14 protein-coding genes are annotated in these 25,098 nt (G+C 45.5%); 7 read left to right on the forward strand and 7 right to left on the reverse strand.

Annotated elements, in window-relative coordinates:
• Window positions 1-19 precede the first annotated feature (19 nt).
• Window positions 20-3,055, reverse strand: a complete 3,036-nt coding sequence (locus JOC27_RS01725) for a hybrid sensor histidine kinase/response regulator (protein ID WP_205005268.1) — start codon at window positions 3,053-3,055, stop codon at window positions 20-22.
• Between the two features lie 371 nt (window positions 3,056-3,426).
• Here JOC27_RS01725 and JOC27_RS01730 point away from each other — a divergent pair, with 371 nt between their 5' ends.
• The 4 genes from JOC27_RS01730 to JOC27_RS01745 all read left to right on the forward strand — a co-directional run bounded on the left by JOC27_RS01730 (window position 3,427) and on the right by JOC27_RS01745 (window position 14,722).
• Window positions 3,427-4,497, forward strand: coding sequence for a response regulator (locus tag JOC27_RS01730; RefSeq protein ID WP_205005269.1), 1,071 nt, complete (start codon window positions 3,427-3,429; stop codon window positions 4,495-4,497).
• A gap of 307 nt (window positions 4,498-4,804) precedes the next feature.
• Window positions 4,805-11,617, forward strand: coding sequence for a SpaA isopeptide-forming pilin-related protein (locus JOC27_RS01735; RefSeq protein WP_205005270.1), 6,813 nt, complete (start codon window positions 4,805-4,807; stop codon window positions 11,615-11,617).
• 488 nt (window positions 11,618-12,105) lie between these two features.
• On the forward strand, window positions 12,106-12,747 hold the full coding sequence (locus JOC27_RS01740; RefSeq protein WP_205005271.1) for a class A sortase: 642 nt from the start codon (window positions 12,106-12,108) through the stop codon (window positions 12,745-12,747).
• Between the two features lie 82 nt (window positions 12,748-12,829).
• Window positions 12,830-14,722, forward strand: coding sequence for an ABC-F family ATP-binding cassette domain-containing protein (locus tag JOC27_RS01745; RefSeq protein WP_205005272.1), 1,893 nt, complete (start codon window positions 12,830-12,832; stop codon window positions 14,720-14,722).
• Window positions 14,723-14,803: 81 nt separating this feature from the next.
• Here the strand turns inward: JOC27_RS01745 and JOC27_RS01750 are convergent, their stop codons facing one another.
• The 4 genes from JOC27_RS01750 to JOC27_RS01765 form a co-directional block, all read right to left on the reverse strand.
• Entirely contained in the window at window positions 14,804-15,664 is an 861-nt protein-coding gene (locus JOC27_RS01750) for an FTR1 family iron permease (protein ID WP_205005273.1), read from the reverse strand.
• 65 nt (window positions 15,665-15,729) lie between these two features.
• Window positions 15,730-17,916, reverse strand: a complete 2,187-nt coding sequence (locus JOC27_RS01755) for an alpha-galactosidase (RefSeq protein ID WP_205005274.1) — start codon at window positions 17,914-17,916, stop codon at window positions 15,730-15,732.
• Between the two features lie 162 nt (window positions 17,917-18,078).
• Window positions 18,079-19,284 (reverse strand): ABC transporter permease, encoded by a 1,206-nt coding sequence (locus JOC27_RS01760; RefSeq protein WP_205005275.1) that lies wholly within the window; start codon window positions 19,282-19,284, stop codon window positions 18,079-18,081.
• Window positions 19,281-20,000, reverse strand: coding sequence for an ABC transporter ATP-binding protein (locus tag JOC27_RS01765; RefSeq protein ID WP_205005276.1), 720 nt, complete (start codon window positions 19,998-20,000; stop codon window positions 19,281-19,283). The genes JOC27_RS01760 and JOC27_RS01765 overlap by 4 nt, the downstream gene beginning before the upstream one ends.
• Before the next feature lie 250 nt (window positions 20,001-20,250).
• On the opposite strand from JOC27_RS01765, the gene JOC27_RS01770 reads away from it, so the two are divergent.
• Both JOC27_RS01770 and JOC27_RS01775 read left to right on the forward strand, forming a co-directional pair.
• Window positions 20,251-20,832 carry a TetR/AcrR family transcriptional regulator gene (locus tag JOC27_RS01770; RefSeq protein ID WP_205005277.1) on the forward strand — a complete coding sequence of 194 codons (582 nt, stop codon included), beginning with the start codon at window positions 20,251-20,253 and terminating at the stop codon, window positions 20,830-20,832.
• Window positions 20,833-20,864: 32 nt separating this feature from the next.
• Window positions 20,865-22,115 carry an MFS transporter gene (locus JOC27_RS01775; protein ID WP_205005278.1) on the forward strand — a complete coding sequence of 417 codons (1,251 nt, stop codon included), beginning with the start codon at window positions 20,865-20,867 and terminating at the stop codon, window positions 22,113-22,115.
• A 114-nt stretch (window positions 22,116-22,229) separates the two neighbouring features.
• Here JOC27_RS01775 and JOC27_RS01780 read toward each other — a convergent pair whose 3' ends face one another.
• Window positions 22,230-22,853, reverse strand: coding sequence for a fumarylacetoacetate hydrolase family protein (locus JOC27_RS01780; protein ID WP_205005279.1), 624 nt, complete (start codon window positions 22,851-22,853; stop codon window positions 22,230-22,232).
• A gap of 42 nt (window positions 22,854-22,895) precedes the next feature.
• A complete protein-coding gene (gene pdxK, locus JOC27_RS01785) occupies window positions 22,896-23,726 on the reverse strand; it encodes a pyridoxine/pyridoxal/pyridoxamine kinase (protein WP_205005280.1) in 831 nt (276 codons plus the stop codon).
• Window positions 23,727-23,887: 161 nt separating this feature from the next.
• Between pdxK and msrA the strand changes: the two genes are divergently transcribed.
• Window positions 23,888-24,841: a peptide-methionine (S)-S-oxide reductase MsrA gene (msrA, locus tag JOC27_RS01790; protein ID WP_205005281.1), complete on the forward strand. Its 954-nt coding sequence runs from the start codon at window positions 23,888-23,890 to the stop codon at window positions 24,839-24,841.
• Window positions 24,842-25,098 lie beyond the last annotated feature (257 nt).

A 25,098-nucleotide genomic window follows, 5' to 3' on the forward strand; every position in this document is an offset into this window, starting at 1 on the left:
CGTCCGGTTTTTTTTGCATTCAATCGGGCAGAAGCATGGAAAAAGTTGTCCCTTTTCCAAACGTGCTGCTGATTTGCAGCTCTGTGCCATAAAAGTGTTTAAGCCGGCTGTGGACATTGTTCAACCCGACGCTTCGGCTGTTCTTTTCCGTTAAAATGGTCTGGACTTGTTCGGGCTTCATGCCGACACCGTTGTCGGAAACACGAATCCAATAGCCCTTATCGGTGTGCCTCGCGGTCAGCGTGATTAGGCCGCCCTTTTTCTTTTTACCAATGCCATGCTGTACTGCGTTTTCTATCAGGGGCTGGATCAGGAGCGGTGGCATCTGAAAATCAAGATTTTCCTCAATAGTATAATGCACATGGATTCGGTCGCCAAAGCGGAATTGTTCAATGGCCAGATAGGCTTTAACAAGTGAGAGTTCTTTCCGAAATGAAATCAGCGAATGCGTATTTTGAAAATCAAAACTGCTACGCAGATAGGCAGCGAATTGTCCAGTCATTTCTCGGGCTTGTTCGATATCCTCATAGCTCAGAGCAATTATTGAATTCAAAACATTGTAAAGAAAATGCGGCTTGATTTGGGATTGCAGGAAGGCGACTTCCATATTTGTCGCCTGCTGTGCCGCCTCTTTCATCATAATCAGGCCACGAATCCGCGCCGATAATTCCGAGAAATTATAAGGCTTCTGCAGAATATCATTGGCGCCGGCACGTAAAGCCAAATGTTTTTCTTCATTGACTATGGCGGCTGTCAGCATCAAAATCGGCAGCTCGCTCGGTCCGTAATTTTTTCGCACAGCCCCGCAGACCTCAAAACCGGATTTACCCGGCATCATCAAATCGAGAATGATGAGATCCAGAGCACGTTCGGAAATCATCTGCAACGCTTCGTCACCATTTTTCACAGCGATCACATTGTACGGAATGGCCTCTAACGTGTGAACCAAAATGTTGAGATTATCCAAATCGTCATCGGCTATGAGAATAAACGGCGCGTTTACGTGACGCGAAAAATAGGGTGTCACCAAAGTAGAAACAGGTTCGGGATCGATAGTCACGTTTTGTGTAGGCTGTATCGATGATAACGCGGTTGCGTCGGCAAGCGGCAAGGAGAAAATGAAGGTTGATCCTGTCCCGACCTCGGAAACAACCCGTAAATCGCCACCTTGCAATTCAGCAAGCTGCTGAACAATAGCCAGTCCAAGACCAACCCCTTCACTCTGATTCCAATGCCCTCTTTTGTAAGGATTGAAAATATTTTTTAACTCAGAAGGCGGAATGCCGATTCCGCTGTCTTGAATAGAAATGTCAATCTTTTGACCGTTTCGCCGTGCACGAATGACAACTTCTCCTTTTTGTGTATATTTAAAGGCATTGTCCATTAGATTATTTATAATTTGGCGCACGCGAACTTCATCAGCCCAAACGAGTGGGAGCGATTCAGGAACAGCGTTTCGCAACGCTAAATGTTTTTGCTCAGCAAGCATCTTGAAAAACGGGAACTCCATTTCGAATAACGTGTGGATATCAAGTGGCGTTTTTTTGATCGGTAAGACACCATGTTTCATTTTTTCAAGATCAAGTATGTCGTTAATCAGATTGGACAGACGGTAGCCGATCCGTGTGATTAACTGCAATTTATCACGTTCTTCATCAATCGTCTGGCTGGATGGGCCATTCAGCATATTCTGGACGATATTAATCATTCCATTTAGCGGTGTGCGAAACTCATGGGATGTGCGGCTAATAAATTGATCTTTCATGTGGTCGGCCTGAAGTAGTTCCTGACTCAGTGCCTCATTGTGTTTAAAGGCATTAGCAAATTGCTGGGACAGCATAAGCGCAATGGCAAGTAGAAAAAGGAGTGACGAAGCAGTAAAAAGTGGATAGATTGGCAAGGCGCTATAAGTGGAAATGGACGCGAAGAGAACGAATACGCCCATTGCGGCGACGGCTATCGATAAATACAGACTGCTTTCCGTTTTATTAACGATGGCTAACACAAAGATGAATGAAGCGTAGCCAACGACAAGCAGCGACAAAAAGGTGTGCAGAATCGTGGTTGTTGGTGTCAAGATATCCATGCTCGATTGGTTCATATCCAAAAGATCGAGTAGAAACGTTAGTGTGGAAAGAATGATTCCAGAATAAATGACTTTTTTCGACACAAACAGTTTGTAACGATTTAGCAAGAAAAGGAAGACACAAATACCGGGAACAAGTGATGAGAGCGATTCAATAACGATGAGTGCGTTTAATGATAGGTTCGGGAATAAAAGATAGATTATTTTGCCTGAACTACTCCAAGAGATGAGCAGAGACAGGGAAAGGCATAAGATGGAAAAGATCAGCACATGGCGATCTTTTTTTCGTTGAAAAAAGTAGCCGAGGAAATAGAGCCCCATGATTAGAAAGGCAACAATCATAAACAGATCATTAAATAAAACGATGTCATGTTGCCGGGTAATCTGTTGCGCCGTGCCCAGTGTGAGCGGCTTAGCAATACCCCAGCTAGAAGATCCAGTTGCACGTGAAAATTGGACAACTAATTCGTTCATTCCTTTATGGATCGGGAAATAGGCGGTATACGGACGAAGTGAGGTATGCTTTTCCGTGGCTGCAGAAGGGATACCGCTCTGGCCGATCAGCTGACCGTTCAGAAAGATTTTATTTGCGCTGTAAAGGGTTGCCGTCTGGATACCGAAAACCCCATCCTGTTTTGAATGAATCAATAATCGGTATGTGCCCTTATTTAAGAATTCGGTCTTTGCGATCGGAAGTGCGACTGATGGCGTGGGAACCGTCGTAAAGACTTGATCTGTTTCCTTGCCCGCCTGGATCATCTGTGGTGTAAGCAACTGATTTGGATAGAGACGCCATTCGCCATTTAAGAGGACCGTCCCGTCATTTTCAAAATTCCAGTGGATCAAATCGAGACGACCTTCTTTTGCCTCGGGTCCGCGGTATGCGGAATAATGTGTCCAAGAAATAAAAATCAAAAAAAGTCCCGTGTAACAAGCAAGAATGGCAATCCACACGCGTAGGCGACGCATCTACTTCAACTCCCAAACCAAAAAAGATATCTGTCTGATGCCCATTCTATCAGTTCATAGACGTTTCTAAAAGACAAGGCAGAGCGAAAATGAGTGATTCCTGAGAGGGCAAATGACCGATCAACGTATCTGATCAATGCTATACTGAAAGTATTTATAAAGAGATAAGAAAGTTTTTCGCACAAAAATGCAGCGAGGTGCGCTGGCGCCTTGCGGGAAAAGCGAGCCAAGTGAGACCCTGTCTGAGGAGACGCGCGGCACCCGCGGCGAGCAGCCGAAGCGCAATTGTAAAAAAGTACTTGGCTATGCCAAGTTTTTCTGAGGCGTATACAAGTTTACAAAAGGAATTCTCTGGGAAGGTGTGTCGGCTGATGAAGGCATTCGTTGTCGATGATGAAGCATTAGCATGCAAGCAACTGCAGTTGATGCTTCAAAATACAGGGGCATTTGATGAGATTCAAACCTTTCAAGATCCAGAACAGGCGCTTTCTGAAGCGGCAAAAGATCCGATTGATGCAGCTTTTCTAGATATTGAAATGCCTGAAATAAATGGCATCGAATTAGCTGAAGCGCTTCAGAGAACATCCGATTCGATACATATTGTATTTACAACGGCCTATAACGAGTACGCCGTTAAAGCCTTTGAACTGAATGCCGTCGATTATCTTTTAAAACCAATAATGAAAGGCCGCCTAGACGAGGCAGTCCGTCGTCTGCTAAAGGATTGGGAGACAAAGCGGGTCGAACAACAACAGGAGCCGCGCCAATTCGGTATTGAATGTTTCGGAAGTCTGAAATTCTACCAGATTATTAATGAACGAAAAGCCTATTTACCGGTTAAATGGCGAACGAATAAAGCGCGTGAAGTTTATGCGTATTTGCTTAGCGCGCACGATCACTATGTCAGTAAAGATATGCTGATGGAGCGCTTCTGGTCGAATTCGGACCCTGAAAAAGTGAGTACACAGCTCTATACGACGATTTATCAGATTCGTAAGATGATGGAGCAAATGCCTTTCCATCATCACATTGTGAAGAATGACCTCGGCTACTCAATTAATCTTGAGGAAACGCCAATCGATTGTGAAGAATGGGAGCAAGAACTAAGGCATCTCCCCGAAATTAACCCAACAACATACCAGCGTCACCTGCAGAACCTTATGAACTATCAAGGCCATTATCTCGGTGAATATGATTATCCTTGGGCGGAATTGGAACGGATCCGCCTTGCTCAATTATGGCTGAATCAGGGCTATGCGTTGATACGTTTTTTGATGGGAGAACAGCGGTACGTTGAGGCGATTGATATTTGCCACCGAATCGAACGTATTGAACCAGAAGATGATCGCAATATGAAATATTTATTGCAACTCTATAATAAAACGGGAAATGTGAGTGGCGCGATTCGCGTTTACGCAAAATATAGGCAATACAGCCGTTAATGGAGAGTTTGGATCACCTTAAATGAATCGCATAAAAGCATTTAGACCTTACATCAGTCAGGCGTAAGGCCTATTTTTTTTGCACGAATTTTGTCCGACAATTTTGACTCTGTGATGCCAGTTACGAAAAGTGGTCAAGTAACGACAAAATAAAACAAATTTTAGGAAATGTTCAGAAATTGTCCAGTTCCTTTTTTTACACTTTATTTTGAGAAAAGTCTAAAGACGTGCATAAATCGTCATGTCACTCATATAAACCAGCATTTTATCTAGTTAGCGGTGAATCGATCACAAGGAGGGAAGAAGCATGCGCAGCAGAAGGCTTCCACAAGGTCTCAAAAAGACAAAAAAGAGAAAAATGATCAAACAAATTCTGATAATCGGACTGTCGCTTTTCGTCTGCTTCAGTCAGATGTCACTTGCCCCACTCGGAAAAGCGTATGCAGATACTAACTCTACCGGAACCACAACAAACACTTCATTCATTGATGCGGTGAAGTTAGTGACTGGTGACGCCCAATCGGGTACAGAAGTTTCGACAACCAATCCGTTGACCCAGGGTGAGACGGTCAATCTGGAATACAGATGGTCGAAAAAAGCCGATCAGCAACTAGCTGCCAATCAACCCATTACCTTTAAAATTCCTGACGCGTTCAAGGTAGATCAGGACATTACGGAGAAATATATCAGTGATAATAGCTCAGTGAAAACAGAAGATGGAAAGACGATCGGCACGATTGCTGTGACGACAAGCGATGCCGCTCAGAACGCAAATACCGTGACGATCACCTTCGATGATAGCCAATTACAGGATTTAACTACGGCAAACGGCACGATTATCATTCCCGTCACCTACAACGCCAGCATCATAGCCGATGGAACGAAATCCATCGATTTTGATCTAGGCAATAACCAAACCACCACTGTGAATGTAGCACTCAAAGCGGACACAGCATCATCGAGTTCCGCAAGCAGTATATCAAGCGACACAACGAGCAGCAATGGTTCAAGTAGCAGTTCATCGACGAGTAGTACAAGCAGCAGCACGACGGGGAGTTCAGCTGATCAGACAACAGTAACATCGGGTGATTCATCATCAACGGCTACCGGAACGAGCTCAAATAGTGCGTTGAGTACGACATCGGATTCATCAGCAACGGGAACGAGTGGTGACTCAAGTACACAATTAATGTCTTCAAGTAAGTTGTTCAAAATACCTCTGATTCGAAGTGCTACAGTGCAAAACACCAAAGAAATTACTGACCTGCAGCCGGTATCTATTGTCCTAGTCGATCCAGATACGAAGGATTCTCAAGGAAATCCCGTTCCTTATACAGAAGCTCATCCGGCATCTTTAGACTCTTCAGTGAGAATTGAATATACATGGAGTGTTCCAGAGGAAATTCGACAAACTATTAACAATGGAGATACACTTTCGTTGGACTTGCCCAACATATTCAAAATACCATCAGGTCAATCTTTAAATGGAGATCTTTATGACTCTGTAAATAAAGCATCATTTGGTAGTTTTACGGTTAATGACGCAGGTCATGTAGTTATGACATTTAATGAAAATTTTCAAAAATACAACAACGTTTCTTTTGGAATGTATGTTGATGCACAAATTGACAAAAGTAATGTTAAAGATACAACGCAACAAAACATTCAATTTCCAATTTACCAGCAAACTGAGAATGCAACGATTTATTTTAAACCTGGATTTACAGATCCCATTAAAAAGCAATTTGATTCATTTGATTCAAATCACAATCCTAAAAAAATAACATGGAAGATTGACGTTAACTTAAATCAACAGGACTTGCAAAATGCACAGGTGATTGAAGATCTTCCTAGTGAAGGATTGACGTACGATTCTGTTCAAATATATCCACTAACGGCTAATTCAGTTACAGGAACGATCGGGAGTCCAGATACATCCAATCCCTTTACGGATTTCACGGTGGATAGCAACACGGGTACCGTTAATTTGGGGCATATTACAGGGGCTTACGAATTAGTTTATATAACTACGATTAATAGCGATAAGATACCTAATGATGGTGGATCAGTAACATTAACTAATACAGCAACACTACAAGACGGCAATACCACGTTGGGGTCTGGTTTTGATCAAGCGTCCCCCACCTATGGAAGTATGATTAAAAAAACATATTTAGGCCAGGATCCAAATAATTCTCAAGTCACCCAGTGGCAGATTCAGTATAATTATGGAGAAAAAAATGTTTCTGCAGATGAGGATTCGATTACGGATACGTTTGATACATCGAAATTTTTCTATGACAATATAAAGGTGCAGAAAGTAACCTGGGATTCAAGTGGTAATCCTTCTTATACTGTTGTGACCAACAGTCTTCCTGCTGACGCAATAAAATCAACATCGACAGGTTTCACGGTTGATTTCGGCGGTGGCAGTTCTGCTTATCTAGTAACGTATGATCTGAAAATGAAATCTGGAAACGCCTATATTGATCAATCTACGCCGGTTGATAATACAGCCACAGCTGGTAATGGATCCTCAACAGAAGCCATTTCAGGCGCAGTAGATCAGCAAAGCCTGATAAAATCACACAGCAATATTGATTACAATAATAAAACGGTTGGCTGGACGTTAATGGTTAATGAAGATGGGTACCCATTGAATAATTGGTCAATTAATGATACTTTTTCCTACCCACTATCTAATCTAACTAATTTTCATGTTTGGACAGTGACAAAATCTGTTGATTCAATATCCGGAGTCGTAACGTGGAATAAAGGTACAGACGTAACGAGTCAATTTGCATTTAATCAGCCGGATAAAAATGGGAAGTCCGGGTTTCAACTGTCACCGAGTTCGACATACAATCCAACAAATGAAACATTTATGATTACGTACACGACTAATTTTAATGGGTACACATCATCAAATGATTCTGGAAATATTGCCTCTGTATCCAATAATTCAATCTTGGATTGGTATGAAAGCCAAACAGCAACCGATGTACATGAAACGTCGACAAATGATAGCTTTTCACCAAATTCATACACGCAAACAAATGGATTCAAGACAGATAGCGGGTATAATCCAGTTAACCAGAATATTCTCTGGAAAATATATACGAATTATAATGAAGAACCTTTAAATGGTGCATCTATCAGCGATCCAATTCCAACAGGTATGGTTTTAGATTCTGGTATCCCTGTAAATATATATAAATATGATATAAATCAAGATGGAAGTGTAGCGAATGAAACATTAATTGCACAGTACAATGTTTCAAGTGATGGGACAGTTACCAAGGGCACACCAAGTTCTTCTGAATTCACCGTGATTCCACCATCATCGGGTAGTAATACATTAAAAGTGAATTATAATGTTCCGGTGAATGATAAAGGTCATTATATGGTCAGCTTTGCAACTGATTTGAGAGGGCAAGTAGTCCAGAAAAGTTACACAAATAATGCAACTTTTAATAATGGTTCTTATCCTGCAAGAACATTGACAGACAAAGTCCAGCCGACAAATGGTGGACGATGGATTGGTAAATACGGCAGCCAGGATGGGAAAAATTTTGACTGGACAATGGAAGTGAATAGGAGTTTATCAGTAATTGATCCAGGTGCAACAATTACAGATACATCTTCACCAGGTCAAATTGTGAATACAGATTCATTTAAAGTATATCCAGCAAAAATTCAGAATGGTGTTGTGCAAACAGACTCATCGGGGCATATGATTCCTGATACAACAAAACCACTGACTAAAGACGTTGATTATGCACTAACTGTGCAGCAACCGGATGATAATGGTCAACAAATATTTACACTCACATTTAAAAAAGGAATGGATAACTCCACAGCCTATGTGGTTCAGTATTCGTCACAAATCAATATTTCTACGACTACTGGGTCAATAACTAATTCAGCCTCATTTAATGGAAATAATAGTCAAGTAATGCAGAACACAAATAATATTGAAGAATTTGTTACCAACTTATCTTCCGGAGGATGGGCAATTGGAAATTTGGGAAGCTTGACTTTCAAAAAGATTGGCGTTGGTTCGATACCGATGCAGAATGTTACCTTTGAGTTGTGGAGCGTGGATAGCGATGGTAATCAAACTCTAGTAAGAACTGGTGAAACTGATGCCAATGGTATTTTGACATTCGGAAACGTGGTGCTCGGTAAAGGTAATGACTATATTTTAAAAGAAACATCGGCACCAAACGGATATCTTCTTCACGATCCAATAACGATAGATACGGGAAATTATCAAAATGGGACTACATCGAGCAATCCTGTCCTTGTATCTGATCAGCAGAATCAGCTTGTTGTTCAGAAAATCGTAAACCCTGGGGATTCTGCAGGTGGAACAGAGTTTGAATTATACAAAAAGAATCTTGCTGGTGGCTATGATCTAGTGACATCTGAAGGAAATAATGGAATTATTCCAGTTGATTCTAGTGGTAAGCTCACCCTAAGTGGACTCGATCAGGGTTCGTATTATCTCACGGAGTATCAACCGCCGAAAGGGTATATGCAAAATCCAGATCAAATTAATTTTAATGTAAACAGTCAAAACCAGATTGTTGACAGCGATGGTAATGAAGTTACAGAACCAATAGATTTTACAGATTATCAGGGTTCTGTGACACTGACAAAGCAAGATGAGTCGGGGAATACAATAAAAGAAGCTGGAGCTAGTTTCTCTCTTCAAAAATTAAACGATGGTGTGGATCCGAAAGATGCGTCAGAGTCAGATTGGACGACACAAACTGGAATCGATGAGAGTAAGACAACAACCAGCAACAACGGTCAATTTACATTAGGTGGTCTAGTACCGGGAACTTACCGCTTTCAAGAGACAGTAGCACCCGATGGCTATTTATTGAATGCCAATCCTACAGTTTCTTTTACAATAAGTAAAACAGGGTCGGCAACAGATGAGAAAAGTGTAATTGCAACAGATTCCCTGAATTCGGTTACCTTGACCAAGCAAGAGGATCAAGGCCAGCCTATACTGAATTCATCGGCCACATTCCAGTTGATTAATGATAAGACCAGTAGTCCGGTTACTGCGGATGATTTTTATAACGGACAATTGCCAGAAGGTAGCAGTGAATTTATAACTGGTTCTGATGGCAAAGTAACTGTGAGTGGTTTAAATCCAGGGACCTACCACTTTGTAGAGACAGGGGCACCTTCCGGATATTTCTTAGGATCATCTGCAGAATCACGACCTTTTACTATTTCTAACACAGATACACAGGGGGTAAGTCAATCAATAAGCGATAGTCTCAATAGTATAACGGTAGAAAAGACGGATAGGGTTACGGGTACAGGTTTACCAGGGGCTGTTTTCCAACTGTATGATCAAAATGGACCAGTAGCGGATTCAGATTTTTATAATGATCAGCTTCCCGGGAACAGTAATAAATTTACTACTGGTGATGAAGGGGCGTTAACGGTGAAGGGATTAGTGCCCGGACAATATTATTTTGTTGAAGTTGCTGCTCCAAATGGTTATGCTCTTGGCACAGATGTAACAACTCCAACATTTGGTATTACCAGTACCACAAGCCATTTAGATCAAATATTGGTTCAGGACGACTTAAATCAGGTTACACTGACAAAAAACGATCTAAATGATAAGAGTGCAGTACTTGCAGGGGCACAATTCAAATTGGAGAATAGCTTGGGAATTGCAGTAACAAGTGACATTAATGGCCACGCACTTTCTGACGTTTGGACGACGAATTCCGATGGACAGTTTACGGTTAAGGGACTGCCAACAGGCTCCTATCAATTTGTAGAAACAAAAGCACCGGATGGCTATCTTCTTGACGCAACGCCTATTCCTTTTGAAGTGATCAATACATTGGCTGCTGCATTACCAATAAGTGCTACAGACAAAGAAAACACGGTCACTCTGACCAAGGTCGACAAGAATGACCATAACATACACCTTCAGGGAGCGGAATTTGAGCTCCAGGATAGCAATGGAAATCCGGTTACAAAGGATGCGGCAGGTGACTCGCTGCCGACAACCTGGAAGACGGATTCAAATGGACAGTTCACGGTTAGCGGTCTAGCACCTGGAAGCTACCAATTTGTAGAGACGAAGGCACCAACGAATTATGACTTGGATGCGACGCCGATACCGTTCAAGATAACGGATACGGACATTTCGTCGCAAGAATTGACGGCCACCGACAAACTGTCACCGGGAACGGTTCAGCTTACCAAAGTTGATAAAAATGATATGTCTATCCATCTACAAGGGGCGACTTTTAAACTGGTAGACAGCAAAGGCAACGCTGTAACCAAAGACAGTGATGGCAATACGCTGCCGACTTCGTGGACAACGGACAGCAACGGGCTGTTCACAGTCGGTAATCTAGCGCCTGGAGATTATCAGTTTATTGAAACCCAAGCACCGTACGGATACGATTTGGATGCGGCACCAATTCCATTTACAATCGCGAAAAGCCAGCAAAAGGCAGCGGAGATTACGGCCACCGATAAACTGACACCGGGTGACGTGCGGTTGACGAAAGTCGATGCGAATGATAAAAATGCGGTGCTCAAAGGCGCTGTATTTAAACTGGAAGACAGCAGCGACAATACACTGAAAACGGGTTTGACGACAGACAATAATGGACAGTTCGTTGTCAAAGGACTCGCACCAGGAAAATATTTCTTTGTTGAAACGAAAGCGCCAACCGGCTACCAGCTGGACAATACGCCGATACCGTTCACAATTGAAAAGGGTCAAGCACATGCTGTTGAAATAACAGCAAAGGACAAACCGGAACCAATTGTCATGAAGGGTAAGCCGGGTGTGGTTTACAACGTTGTTGATAACCACGGCCATATCATTCGCCGCGGCGTTATGGCAGATGAGCAAGGCAATGTGATTATTAAAGGCTTGAAACCAGGAAGCTACCATCTTGTCCGCGCTGTTGAAGCGTATGTATCTTCACCATCAAGCAAAAAGACTTCAGGGAATCTGCCGACAACTGGCGATACCAACGATTTAGTCGGTATGGCAGTAGGTCTGGTTCTCCTGCTTTGCGGCGGCGGTCTTGCTTTCTTCGCAAGACGGCGCGGCAATAATTAAATCATGATCGATAGAAAAAGAGTCCGGTCGGATCCATCTGATCGGGCTCTTTTTACAAGGATATGATTTTTTATGTGTAAAAGGCAGCGAAACTGTGGGATGCTTAGGGCAACAAACGACCAAGGCAAAAAACCTAGGCAGCCTAGTTATTCTCAATAGTAAGATAGTGCCTCGCGGCTTGCTGAATGAAAAATGTATTATTCAAACACGAAAGCGCGAGACGCCTGCGGGAAGAGCAGGACAAGGGAGACCCCGCAGGTTTTCGTATGTTTGAGGAGGCTCCCGTCCTGCCCGCGGCAAGCGAGCAGCTGAAGTGTGGTCAAGATCAATTTGATGCCCAAAGCCGCATTCAGATTCACGCTCAAGGGAAAAGCTCAGCCTAGTTTATCTCAGTCTTTATTTTTCCCAAATTCAATCGCGATTCAGCTTAAGGCTCTGTGCTACACTTTGAAGAGAATGAAAGGCTTCGGGAAGTAGGAGTGGGGATTTTGAAAAGGAAAATTTTAATTGCGGTTCTTCTACTCACGGGTGCCATACTGCTGCTCTCGCCATTTATCAAAGAGGGCTTGATTGCCCGATTGAGCAGTCAATATAACCAGGAACACTTCACTTCAAATCAGTTGGCAGCAAACAACAAGCGCCAAGCATCGTTCAAGTTTCAGTCAATCCAGCCGCCAGGCCTTCTTGAAACGGTTCAATCGGGTCTCGTGGTGAATCCCAAAGCGGTTATCGGCCAACTGCGTGTGCCTAGCGTCGGCATCAATCTGCCGATTCTAAAAGGGACAACGAGCGCCAACCTGCTCGGCGGCGCAACGACGATGCGACCTGATCAGAAAATGGGGACAGGCAATTATCCACTTGCCGGTCACCACATGCGCGAGGGAAACTTATTGTTCGGGCCACTGATGCGGATTCGAATAGGCGCACGGATTGTGATCACTAATCTGAAAAAACATTATACCTATCAGGTTACGGAACGCAATATTGTTGCGGAAACCGATGGCGCGGTCATCGATCAAACAAAGACGGCACAAGTGACGCTGGTGACCTGCGATAAACCGACGCGGACGCCGAATCGCTTGATTGTCGTTGGAAAGCTGATCAAAGAAACGATCCATCAAAAGAAATAACGCGTTGGGATCGAAGGCATTCAAATTGGCAGCCGGTTCGTGTAAGATGAGGGAAGAATATCTTTTGAAGGATGGACGCCAATTGAGTATTTTGGATGCGGAAAATTTATATAAAACGTACGGCACACAAGTTCTTTTTAATCATATTTCATTCTCGATCAGCGAAAAAGAGCGAATTGGTCTGATCGGTGTGAATGGAACGGGCAAATCAACATTGCTGAACGTGCTTACCGGTCTGGACTCTGTTGAATCGGGAACATTGCGTCACGCCAAGTCATTTCGAATGGCCTATTTGTCGCAAAGTCCGACATTTGCCGCTGATCAGACAGCGATTGACTATATCTATGGTGGTGATGCGCCGATGATGCAAGTGCTGCGTCATTATGAGCAGGCACTCGCCGATTTAGAGGCCAATCCAGATAATCGTTCGAAGCAAGAGAAACTGCTTGAGCAGCAGCAGCGGATGGACACTGCAAATGCTTGGGAAGCGGAAGCCTCCGCGAAAAGCATCTTGACCCGGCTCGGTATCCATTCCTTTGATCAGTCGACCGCTGATTTCTCCGGCGGACAGAAAAAACGAGTGGCGCTGGCTCGGGCACTGATTCAGCCAGCCGATTTGCTGATTCTGGACGAGCCGACGAACCATTTGGACAATGAAACGATTGAATGGCTCGAGCAGGCGCTTGCCGAGTATCCGGGTTCTTTGCTGATGGTCACGCATGATCGCTATTTCCTCAACCGAGTGACCAATCGGATTTATGAACTCGAACAGGGCAATCTGTATATTTATGATGGTAACTACGAGTACTTTTTGGAGAAAAAGGCAGAACGCGAGGAATTGGCGCAAAGCGATGAAGCGAAGCATCGCAATCAGCTGCGCAGTGAACTGGCATGGCTGCGTCGCGGTGCCAAAGCGCGTTCCACCAAGCAAAAAGCGCGGGTAGAACGCGTGCACGAACTGCAAGCCCATCAAGGTCCCGCACAGAAAAAAGCGGTAGATATTGCCTTAGGATCCGTTCGGCTCGGTAAAAAAGTGATTGAAACACATGATTTGGTGAAGAATTTTCAAGGGCGTTCGTTGATTAACGGTTTGGATTTACTTGTTCTGCCGGGCGAGCGACTTGGCATCATTGGCGCAAATGGCAGTGGTAAAACGACCTTGCTGAATTTGCTCGCGGGGCGGCTCGATCCGGATTCAGGTACGATCGAAATCGGCGAGACGGTTAAAATCGGTTATTATACGCAGGAACATCAGGAAATGGATCAAGATTTGCGGGTCATCGATTATATCAAAGAAGGCGCGCAAGTGCTACGCACAGCCGACGGCCAGCAGGTCACGGCGGAACAGATGCTGGAACGCTTCTTATTTGCCAGACCACGCCAGCAAACATATATCCGCAAATTATCTGGTGGCGAGCGTAAAAGGCTTTATCTGCTCCGGGTGCTGATGTCGGAACCGAATGTGCTGTTCCTTGACGAACCAACGAATGATCTTGATACTGAGACACTGACAATTCTCGAAGACTATCTGTTGCAATTTATCGGAACGATCATCGCTGTGTCGCATGACCGCTACTTCCTTGATCGAATTGCCGATCGGCTGATCGCCTTTGAGGGTGAGGGACAGATTCGTCCCTTCGAGGGTGGATATAGCGACTATATGGCTGCGCGCAAAGCGGAACTGGCAGAGAAGAACACGCCCGCGGAACAGCCAAAACCCGCAATTCGGCAACCAGTGAAAAAGAAAAAACTGTCCTATAAAGAACAGCAGGAATGGAATGGAATTGAAGACCGGATTGCGTCGCTCGAACAGCGTGTTGAGACGTTGAAACAGGAAATCAACGCAGCTGGAAGCAATGCACTAAAAGCACAGGAACTCTATCAACAGCAGCAAGATGCCGAAGAAGAATTGGACCAGGCAATGGAGCGTTGGACGGAATTGTCGCTTAAAATTGAAGCACTTGAGCATGAATAAAGACAGGCAGGCCACGAATTAAAGGGCCTGCCTGTTTTAAAAAGATACGAATCTATATGACTTTTTATAAAAAATGCAGCGTTAGGAGACCGCTTTTTTCACAGGTCGTGACGCCTGGCCTTTGGCAAAAAAGGCGAGGACGATGACTAAGTAGAGGAACCAAATCATCCCTTGAAGGTAGGTCGGGTGATCAGAGTAACCAACAAGTGCATGGAGCATGCTGCCAAACAAACTGTGCTGGTTAAGCACGCCGCTGAGGTTATAGAAATAACCGATTTCCGGGAACACACCGACTTCAGTCAGTTCGTGAACGGCATTTCCGAGAAGACCAGCGGCGATAATAATGAGGAGGCAACCCATCACGCGGAAGAAATAGGAAAAATTCATTCGATAGCTTCCGTTGTAGATTGCATAACCAATCAAAATGGCCACTGCAAGTCCGACCAGTGTGCCGCTGAGAACTGGCAAGCTATTGGACGTCTGTCCATTGAGAAGAGCTAGAACAAACATGGCTAGTTCCATGCCTTCCCGAATAACAGTGATAAAGGCGAGGAACACAAGTTGAGCGACACTGCCGTTCGCTAAGGCATCGTTTATCTTTTCTTTAAGACTGCCATTCAAGGACCGACTGTTCTTTTTCATCCAGAAGGTCATGTAGGTTAAAATGAGCACGGCAAGGGAAAATATAGCTGCTTCAATATAAGGCTGGTATTTCCATTCACCGCCGTTGAACTGATAAAGCAAGGCGGCAAGGCCAATGGAAACGAAGGCAGCGAGCGCTGTGCCTAGCCAAATATAAGGATATTTCTTCTTTTCTCCAATTTGATGCAAATAGGAAAAAATAATACCTATAATAAGCGAAATTTCAAATCCTTCGCGCAAAGCTACAAGGAAACCGGCGTACATGGGGATCTTCCCTTCGATATTGGTATTGATAATCATTATCAATTATCTCTTTGAATTATTTTAACATATCCTTGCCGCCGGACACAAGATTAAGCAGTGTTTTACTTTGATATTTTTTGTATCCGCCAGACGAAGCTTCTGAAGTCGCCTTTTACATCCGGCACCGTGAGGCCGGAATACATCAACTCGTCACCGCCGAACACATCGCCTGTCGCGATGTTTTTATACAGCGCATTTGGATCCAGTCCCCTGAATTGGAAACAATGCATCGTACGCGATGGATCAGTAAGAACGATAAAGAAAAAACCAATTGCTTCGGTCCGAGTCGAATTCACGAAACACCAGGCAGCTGTGTTGCCGGTAAATGGGTTTTCAATTCGGTAGAAACGCCCGAATTGAACAATCGGTCGGATTTGCTTGTAAAAAGCAATTTGGCGGCGGATAATTTTTTCTTCATCCTCGGACAGCTCTGCGAGGTCGAGTTCGTAGCCGAAATTGCCAGACATCGCGACATGACCGCGGATCGCGAGTGAGGTGACGCGACCAACCTGATGATTGGGACTTGCGGACACGTGCGCACCCATGGCAATCGCCGGGTATATGAAACTGGTTCCATATTGTATCTTTAAGCGGCAAACGGCATCTGTATTATCGCTGGTCCAAGTTTGCGGCATGTAATAGAGCATCCCCGGATCAAAGCGACCGCCGCCGCTCGAACAACTTTCAAAGAGTACTTCGGGATAAGTTGTTGTCAGCTTCTCCAGTAGTTCATACAAGCCGAGCATGTAACGATGTGCGGTTTCACGTTGCCTATCAGCAGGTAGCAATGCCGATCCAATTTCTGTCATATGCCGGTTCATATCCCATTTGATGTAGTTGATATTGGCGTTAGAAAGTACGTTGCAGAGCGCCTGAAACAGGTAATTGCGGACATCCGCGCGGGATAAATCAAGAACGAGCTGATTTCGAACGAGCGATCGGGTTCGCCCTGGGACATGGAGGCACCAATCTGGATGCGTCCGGTAAAGCGTGCTATCCGGCGAAACCATCTCCGGTTCAAACCACAGACCGAAACCGAGACCAAGCTGGTGCACTTGCTGCGACAGCCAGTCGAGACCGTGTGGTAATTTGCGGCGATCGACGATCCAGTCGCCGAGCGAACTCCGGTCGTTATCGCGATGACCAAACCAGCCATCGTCAAGCACAAAGAGTTCGATCCCGACTCTTGCGGCTACACGCGCGATCGCCAGCAACTTTTCCTCACTGAGCTTGAAATAGGTGGCTTCCCAATTATTGATCAAAATCGGGCGCAACCGATCACGGAATTGACCGCGCGCCAAACGTTCGCGGTAGAGTTGGTGATAGGTCTGCGAGAGGCTGCCAAGCCCCTTTGAGGAATAGGCCATGACAACTTCAGGTGTCTGAAACGACGATCCTGGATCGAGTTTCCACGAGAAGTCAAATGGATTGATGCCAAGTGTCGCTCGCGTCGTATGATATTGATCAACTTCAATCTGAGCGGAAAAATTGCCGCTATAGACAAGGCTAAATCCGTACGCGCTGCCACTTTTTTCATCAGTGCCAGGACGGGCGAGAATAAAAAATGGATCGTGCTGCGGACTGCTCGCGCCTCGGGCACTGTCGATGACAGTGCGTACCATCGATAGCGGATGACGCGCGAATTGTCGCTCGTTATTATGATTGCCGTAGAAGTTGATCAAATCAAAACGGTCATCGCTAAAATCAAGCGCCATGCTGAAAGCCCGGAGGATCCGCAGCGGTTGGCAGCCATGATTTTCAAAACAAGCTGATCGCGTGATCACTGGATAATCACGGAAGAGGGTATACGTCAGTACTACCCGAAGGTCGGTGATCGTGTCAACCAGTGTCAGATCGAGGGAATCGGCTTCCTGATCATCCATGACATAGGTTGCCGGCAATCCCTTCAGCCTTTTTTTGCCTTTGTAAATGCGGTGGCTTTCGTAATGCAGGTCAGTGACGGTTGAACCATTCTTCAATTGAATTTGATAAGCGGGATTGCGAAAATCACCGGTGCCGTAACCCGGATACTCGAAAGGTAGTGTGTCCGGGGAAAAATACCGCTTTTTCGGATCGGCATAGGGCGCGAAGGAACGCGGGCCAGGGATAACGGATCGACTGCCTTTATAATTTTTGATGGCGGTTCCCCAATAGAGATGGAGCGGAAAACCTTCTTTGAGCGCAAAACAATAGCTCATGCCACAAGTCGTGAATTGAAAAAGATGATCGGTTCCGTCATATGAAATCATCAGCAGGCGCTCCTTCCGTCACTAAAAAGATTGGCATAAGGGACATGGTGGCAAGAGTAAGCAGCGTCACTGTTGGCGAATCCTAGTTTTTCTAAGCAGAGTCTATAAAAAAGAGGCTAGCCCTATTCGCGATAGGGATAAGCCTCTGCATCGATGCAAGGATTAAACGGCCAGCGGTCGAGAGGCGCGCAGGACGAGAATATTGATTACGATGAAAACAAGTGAGAAGCCAAGCAACACCGCGCCATCGAATCCCCAGCCACTAAAACCAGTGCCGCGGATCATAATATTACGCAATGCTTCAGTTGAATAATGGATTGGCATCAGGTTGCCGATCAGCTGCACCCAACGTGGCAGTGTATCAATCGGGAACAGACCTGAAAGAAAAACCTGCGGCACGATCACGAGCGGGATGAACTGAAACATCTGCAGTTCATTCTTGGCGGCTGTCGAAAGCAAGATGCTAAGAGACAGTGCGCTGAAGGACAAGATAAACACGATGATCAGCACATCAATAAGATTCCCAACATTATAGATATGCAGCACGTAGACCAAATAGCACGTAAGGATGAGCGACTGGACGATGACAAAGAGACCAAAGCCGATCATATAGCCCCAGATAATCTGGTAGTTTTTGATTGGTGAGGCCATCAGCCGGTCAAGCGTTCCCGTTGTTCGTTCACGCAGAAAGGAGACGCCACCAATCATGAAAATAAACAGGAAGACGAAAATGCCGACCATCGCCGGGCCGAAGGCATCAAATGTGTTGAGATTGTCGTTGCCGTGTAGGTAAGAGACATTTAGTTCGACTTTTTGCGGCGCTTTCGGCGCATTGGAATTTCCTGATGCTTGCTGTTGCGGTAGCGAAGTGAGAATGCCTGGCGCATACGTGCGCAAGGTTTCTGTCATCTTTTGCATCGCCTGTTTTTGCGCGGCGATCGCCTTTTGCTGTTGGTGGATCACACCGGTCAGATTGTTCTTCAATTTATTAATACTGATTTTCTGAACTTTGGTCATCGATTTTTGTAGCTTCGTCATCGCAATGCCGTTGCGTTGCGGATTACTTCCTTCAAGATGGACGTGGACAGGGTCTTTCAGATCAACATAAGCGTCGATCTTCTGATCAGCGAGTGCCTGCACGGCTTCAAGTCGGCTCATCCGTAGATAGTCGCTCTTCTTAAAGGCGGAAAGATAATCCGAAGATGAATAATTAATGACAGCAAGTTTCGGTTCTGGGGTTTTAGCCCCAAAGATATACCAGACAAGCGTCAGGATCACAAGCGGCGCGATGATCAACAGCGCGAGCGTTCGCTTGTCGCGAAGAATCTGGCGAATAATCCGATGGGCCATTGCCAATAGGTTGGTCATTTTCGCGTTTCCTCCTTTGCCAGAAAGACGTCTTCAATCGACGAGACGCCATATTCTTCCATCAGATCTTTTGGCGCGCCTTGAGCGATTAAGTGGCCTTCACTGAGCAAACCGACCCGATCGCATTGCGTGACTTCATCCATGACATGGGTAGTGACAATAATGGTTGCGCCTTTGCTGCGTAGATAACGGAAGAGCAGCCAGATTTCTTTGCGGATCAGTGGATCGAGTCCGACTGTTGGCTCGTCAAGCAGATACAATCGTGGCTCATGGACGAGTGCGGCCGCGAGCGAAAGCCGCCGCTTCATGCCACCGGAATAGTGATCGATGCTCTTTTTTAAATCATTTTCGAGACCAACGCTTTTAGTAATCGCGCGGATACGCGCCTTCTTTTCCTTTCCGCGCAAACCTTGTATCGACGCGAAAAAGTCGAGATTTTGATAGGCGCTGAGCTCGGTATAAAGCGCGTCAGATTGTGCCATATAGCCAAGCGATCGAAAGGCATTGAGCGTGGGTTTCTGTTCAAACAGCTGAACCTCGCCGCGGTCCGCCTTTTCCAGTCCAAGTAGGATCCGCACCAACGTTGTCTTGCCGGAACCGGAAGGACCGATTAAACCGTAGATTTCACCTTCATTCAACGTAATTGAGACATCATCCAGAACAACTTGTTTTTTGAATTTTTTATAAAGGTGCTCTCCTTTTACAGGATAGGTCATCATAGTCACATCCTTTTTTGAGAGATAAGAGAATATAAGGCTTTTTGCGTAAAAATACAGCGAAGGCGCTCTGGCGCCTTGCGTCAAAGGCGAGCCAAGTTTTTCTCAGCAGGAACTGAATTGCTGAACACTCTGTTCAATATCATGATAAAATGAGAAGGGCAATCAATCAATATCCAAAATGACTCAAAGTGATCATTAGTGAACAGATTTGGAGAAAGTGTTCGCTAGAAAGGCGGGTTGAACCGTTATGGCCGAAGATCTCCGGACGCAGAAAACAAAAATGGAGATAAGAAACCAATTTGTCAATTTGCTGCTTAAGAAGAATTTCAATAATATAACGGTCAAAGACATTACGCGAGAAGCCAATATTGGCCGTGGAACTTTCTATCTGCACTTCAAGGATAAATATGATTTGTTGCAGACGATTATTGAGGAAGCAGTGACGGCCATTACCGATAAATTTCATCCGGCACAGCTTTTTGAACAGGGACAAGTGATCCCGGCACGCGGTCAGGCATTTATTTCAGAAGTCTTTGGTTATTTCCAGGCACATGAGAAACTGTATCGCGCGTTATTGTTTAATGAAGGGCTTCCCTCATTCCGTTACAAATTGCAGCAGCAGATGCTTGGCAAATTCCAGCGCGAGGTTCGGCCACTTTTGTTAGAAAATCATAATCGTGATCCGCTGGCACTTGAGATCGTCCCTCAATTTGTGTCGTCCGGGATGATCGGACTTGTCGGCTGGTCGTTCGAGAACCATTTTTCTGTGCCTAAAGAAGCGATTGCCCGCAATATTATCCGGATACTTTCTCAAATTCCGTATCTTTAAAGGATTGCGTATGAAAATATCTTCGAGGTGTCATGATGACTGAGATTGAGACGAACAGACAACACTATCCGGAAATTATCAAGCCGCTAATCATTTCTAAGCCTTTTCGCTTTATGTGGTTTGGCAACTCGCTATCAACCTTCGGATCGGCGATCACGAACGTCATTCTGCCGATTATTGTCTATAATCTGACTGGTTCACCGATAGCGATGGGCATCATCATGACTGCCTATCTTTTGCCGGAGGTACTGATTCTGCCGTTTTCTGGAATAATCGTCGACAGCTTCAACCGCGCGCGAATCATGCGTCTTGCCGATATGACTCGTTTTCTTCTTCTGCTGACTGTAATGGTGCTCAGTTTATCCGGACATTTGACGCTCCATTGGCTCGTTGGCATTGTCTCTTTAATCGGCTTGATGAGCGGATTGTTTGATCCGGCTTTCTCTGCGCTTCGCGCGACTGTTTTTGTGCCGGAAATCCGCAATTCAGCAAACGCGCTTAGTCAATTTACGGTGCAGCTGCTGCGCCTCCTTGGTCCGTCCGTTGGCGGGATGATTCTGACCGTCACTTCAGCAGCACTCGGTTTCGGCATCGACAGTGTGACCTATCTGATTTCATTTTTCTGTCTGCTAGCTCTAACACATGAAGGGAAGATTTTAAACAGGACGCGTAAGAAACTGTCGTTTTTCAAAGAATGTTTTGCCGGCGTTGCGATCGTCCGTAAGCAAACCTGGCTTTGGGTCACGATTGTTTTCTTCAGTTTCGTCAATATCGGCAGTTCAGGTACGATCGCGGTGCTTGTTCCTTGGTTAATCAAAGTGCATCAGCATCTACCTGCCTATGTTTATGGCCTTGTTATGTCGGGGTCGGCACTAGGGTCGATTGCTGCTGCTTTTGTTTTTGGCATGCGAAAGAAGTGGCGGCATCGCGGCATATTGGCTTATTGCGGCATTTCGATCAGCGGTCTGGTTCTATTTCTGATGCCGTCGATCGATCAAACGGCGCTCTTGGTCCTGCTGATGGCATTCGAAGGTGCGGGAACAATGTTGTTCGGCTTAATTTGGGAAACCAGTCTGCAAGAATTGGTAGCGCCTGAAGCGTTCGGACGCGTGGCGAGTATCGACATGTTCGGATCATTTGCGCTACTGCCAGTAGGCTATCTTCTGACCGGATGGCTGGCTTCCACGATCGGCGGCGTGCTGGCGATGCAATTACTCAGCGGGGTCGTCTGCATGGCGAGTCTGCTAATATTGCTCGTACCCAGTATCCGCAGATTTACTTAAGCAGAACGGATACGGATGATACGCATCATTTCACAGCCAATTGGCCCAATGCATGATCAGAACGAGAAAAAAGGCTCCTGATCGCTAGATCAGAAGCCGATTTGGAAAAATAGGTCAATTCAGTTCGATGGTGCATGTACCAAGTGACGCATCGTCCCATAACAAATCGAACCGATCCCCAGCAGCAACGGGACCGACACCGGCCGGCGTTCCGGTGAACAGAATATCGCCGGCTTTAAGGCCATAGTGTTCGGCGCAGAACACCAAGAGTTGATCGGGTGGGAAAATCATCGCACCAATCCTGCCACGTTGGCATTCCTTGCCGTTCTGCTTCAGTGAAAAATACTTCTCCGTGCAAGCGCTCAGTCCAGGAAAAGGTATAAACTCGGTCAAAGCCGCAGAATTCAGAAATCCTTTGGCAGCAAGCCACGGATAACCCTTCTTCTTAAGAAGATCCTGAACATCGCGTAATGTAAAGTCAATGCCAAGTGCCATTTGATCTACCAGATCGTCTGCACCTAACCCGGGCGCATAGTCTTTGCCGATATGGAGGACTAGCTCCCCTTCGTAATGAATCGCGCCTTGAGCGCCAGGAAGGGCAATTGCTCCGCCGTTCATCCAGACAGCGGCGTGAGTCGGTTTCGTGAAAATCATCGGCTCCTGCGGGATTGCGTTATGCAATTCTTTTGCATGGTTCACGTAATTTCTACCGACACAGAAAATATTGGCTAATTCCATTTTTGATTCGCCTCCCAGGCAATAGAGAAATGAAGCAGACCATTATTTCGCAGTGAGCTGACGCTTGTAGGCCGTATGGTCAGTCGGTCCAGTGAAAGCATTCAATCCGAAAGATTCGCGAATACCTGCCGTCACAAATGATTTGGCAGTGTGAACGGCTTCGGACACGGATAGCCCCTTGGCGAGGCCCGCAGTAATCGCTGCCGCATAGGTGCAGCCAGCGCCGTGAATATTTGGCGTGTCCACTTTTTCCTCACTGATCTCTTCAAATGTTGTTCCATCATAAAGAATATCAATCGCCCGTTCGGTATTTTTAAGCCGCGAGCCGCCTTTAACCAATGCGTATGTGACGCCGAGATCAACGATCCGAGCGGCGGCTTCTTTCATTTCATCAACCGTGGAAATCCAGCCTGTACCCGCAAGTTTTGCCGCTTCATAGAGATTAGGCGTGGTGATCAGCGCCTGCGGCAATAAGAGACGGCGGTAGGCAGCCGTATTTTCCGGTTGCAGTTCCGGCTGCAATTCTTCCTCCGCGCCTTTGCAAACCATGACTGGATCAATAACGACATTTTCTAAGTGATGCTTTTTAATTGCGTCTGCGGCAATTTCGATCACTTCCGGTGATCCAAGCATGCCTGTTTTCAGCGCGTCAACGCCAATACCGTCAAGGATTGTCGCGAGCTGTTTCCGCAGCAGATCGGTATCGAGCATCGTGATCGAATGGGACCAACGTGAAGGTTCCATTGTGACGACACAGGTCAAGGCAGTCATGCCGTAAACACCGAGTTCCTGAAAAGTTTTCAAATCAGCCTGCATGCCGGCACCTCCGCTTGTGTCCGATCCGGCAATGGTTAAAGCTTTAAAATGTTCCAATTGCTTCCGTCTCCTTCCGAAATTACTGTTTCCACTCTCTCTTACCCATTATAGATGAAGTGGGTGAGAACAACTAACTTGAATTATATTGTGTTTGGCTGGCAGAAAATCATGTATGGGGGGTATGCTTATCAATAGAAATATATTGGGGAGGGATTTCTTTGGACGTCCAATATGAACAAGCAACGTTTGCTGGAGGCTGTTTCTGGTGCATGGTGCACCCCTTTGACGAAGAACCAGGCATTATTCAGGTTGTTTCGGGGTATACCGGCGGAACGACAGAGAACCCGACGTATTCCGAGGTTTGTTCCGGAACAACGGGTCACGCGGAAGCAGTTCAAATCACATTTAGGCCGGATGTCTATCCCTATGAGAAACTGCTTCAGCTGTATTGGCAGCAGATTGACCCAACGGACAGCCGCGGACAATTTCATGACCGGGGCAGTCAATACCGCACAGCTATTTTCTATCATACGGCAAAACAGAAAGAACTTGCGGAAAAGTCGAAGCAACAGCTAGCTGCGAGCGGCAAGTTTCGCAAAAAAATTGTCACCACGATCGAACCGGCTGGCGTCTTTTATCCGGCTGAAGAACCACATCAGGAATATTACCGTAAGAACCCCGCCCATTACGGCTTATACAGTCAAAATTCGGGAAGAAATGATTTTATCTTAAAACATTGGGGAACGAAGAAGAAAAGATCCGAATTAAAAGAAAAGCTGACACCCATGCAGTACAAAGTCACGCAAAAAAACGGGACGGAACCGCCGTTTGACAACGCTTATTGGAATAACGAACATGAGGGAATTTACGTCGATATTGTTTCTGGCGAACCGCTTTTTTCGACAAGTGATCAGTATGACGCTGGATGCGGCTGGCCAAGCTTTACGCGTCCATTGAACAGTGATCGAATTGTCACGCGTGCAGACAATACGTTCAACATGAACCGTAACGAAGTGCGCAGCAAACTCGGCGACTCTCACTTAGGCCATGTTTTTAATGATGGTCCCGCTCCGAGACAGCAACGTTATTGCATCAATTCCGCTGCCCTCCGCTTTATTCCTCGCGAAAAGTTGGATGAGGAAGGTTACGGCGAATATAACTTCTTATTCTAAAAGCTGTCTGGGCAGGGAAATGAGCGCTCTTTTCGTTAGCGCCGCTCTCATTAATTGTGTGCAAAAAGCGAAGAAATGAGGCTGCTAGTAAAATCGTCCTCTCTAGCGCTGCTAAAACGATTAAAATGCTTAGGTCATGAGTCTTATTTCATTATTTTGACAAATTATTACACCGGAATGGCTAAAGAACCGCTATAATAGAATCAGTACCTAGACCCTAGCAAAAAATTTCGTGAATTACGGCGTTTGTAGTCGTT

This window comes from Sporolactobacillus spathodeae (genome assembly GCF_016908935.1).
GTDB classification, from domain to species: domain Bacteria; phylum Bacillota; class Bacilli; order Bacillales; family Sporolactobacillaceae; genus Sporolactobacillus; species Sporolactobacillus spathodeae.

Bases quoted from the DNA above. Each gene is read 5' to 3' on its own strand.
- JOC27_RS01725 (WP_205005268.1), bottom strand. From the start codon at position 3,055: ATGCGTCGCCTACGCGTGTGGATTGCCATTCTTGCTTGTTACACGGGA.
- JOC27_RS01730 (WP_205005269.1), top strand. From the start codon at position 3,427: ATGAAGGCATTCGTTGTCGATGATGAAGCATTAGCATGCAAGCAACTG.
- JOC27_RS01735 (WP_205005270.1), top strand. From the start codon at position 4,805: ATGCGCAGCAGAAGGCTTCCACAAGGTCTCAAAAAGACAAAAAAGAGA.
- JOC27_RS01750 (WP_205005273.1), bottom strand. From the start codon at position 15,664: ATGATTATCAATACCAATATCGAAGGGAAGATCCCCATGTACGCCGGT.
- JOC27_RS01755 (WP_205005274.1), bottom strand. From the start codon at position 17,916: ATGATTTCATATGACGGAACCGATCATCTTTTTCAATTCACGACTTGT.
- JOC27_RS01760 (WP_205005275.1), bottom strand. From the start codon at position 19,284: ATGACCAACCTATTGGCAATGGCCCATCGGATTATTCGCCAGATTCTT.
- JOC27_RS01765 (WP_205005276.1), bottom strand. From the start codon at position 20,000: ATGACCTATCCTGTAAAAGGAGAGCACCTTTATAAAAAATTCAAAAAA.
- JOC27_RS01770 (WP_205005277.1), top strand. From the start codon at position 20,251: ATGGCCGAAGATCTCCGGACGCAGAAAACAAAAATGGAGATAAGAAAC.
- JOC27_RS01775 (WP_205005278.1), top strand. From the start codon at position 20,865: ATGATGACTGAGATTGAGACGAACAGACAACACTATCCGGAAATTATC.
- JOC27_RS01780 (WP_205005279.1), bottom strand. From the start codon at position 22,853: ATGGAATTAGCCAATATTTTCTGTGTCGGTAGAAATTACGTGAACCAT.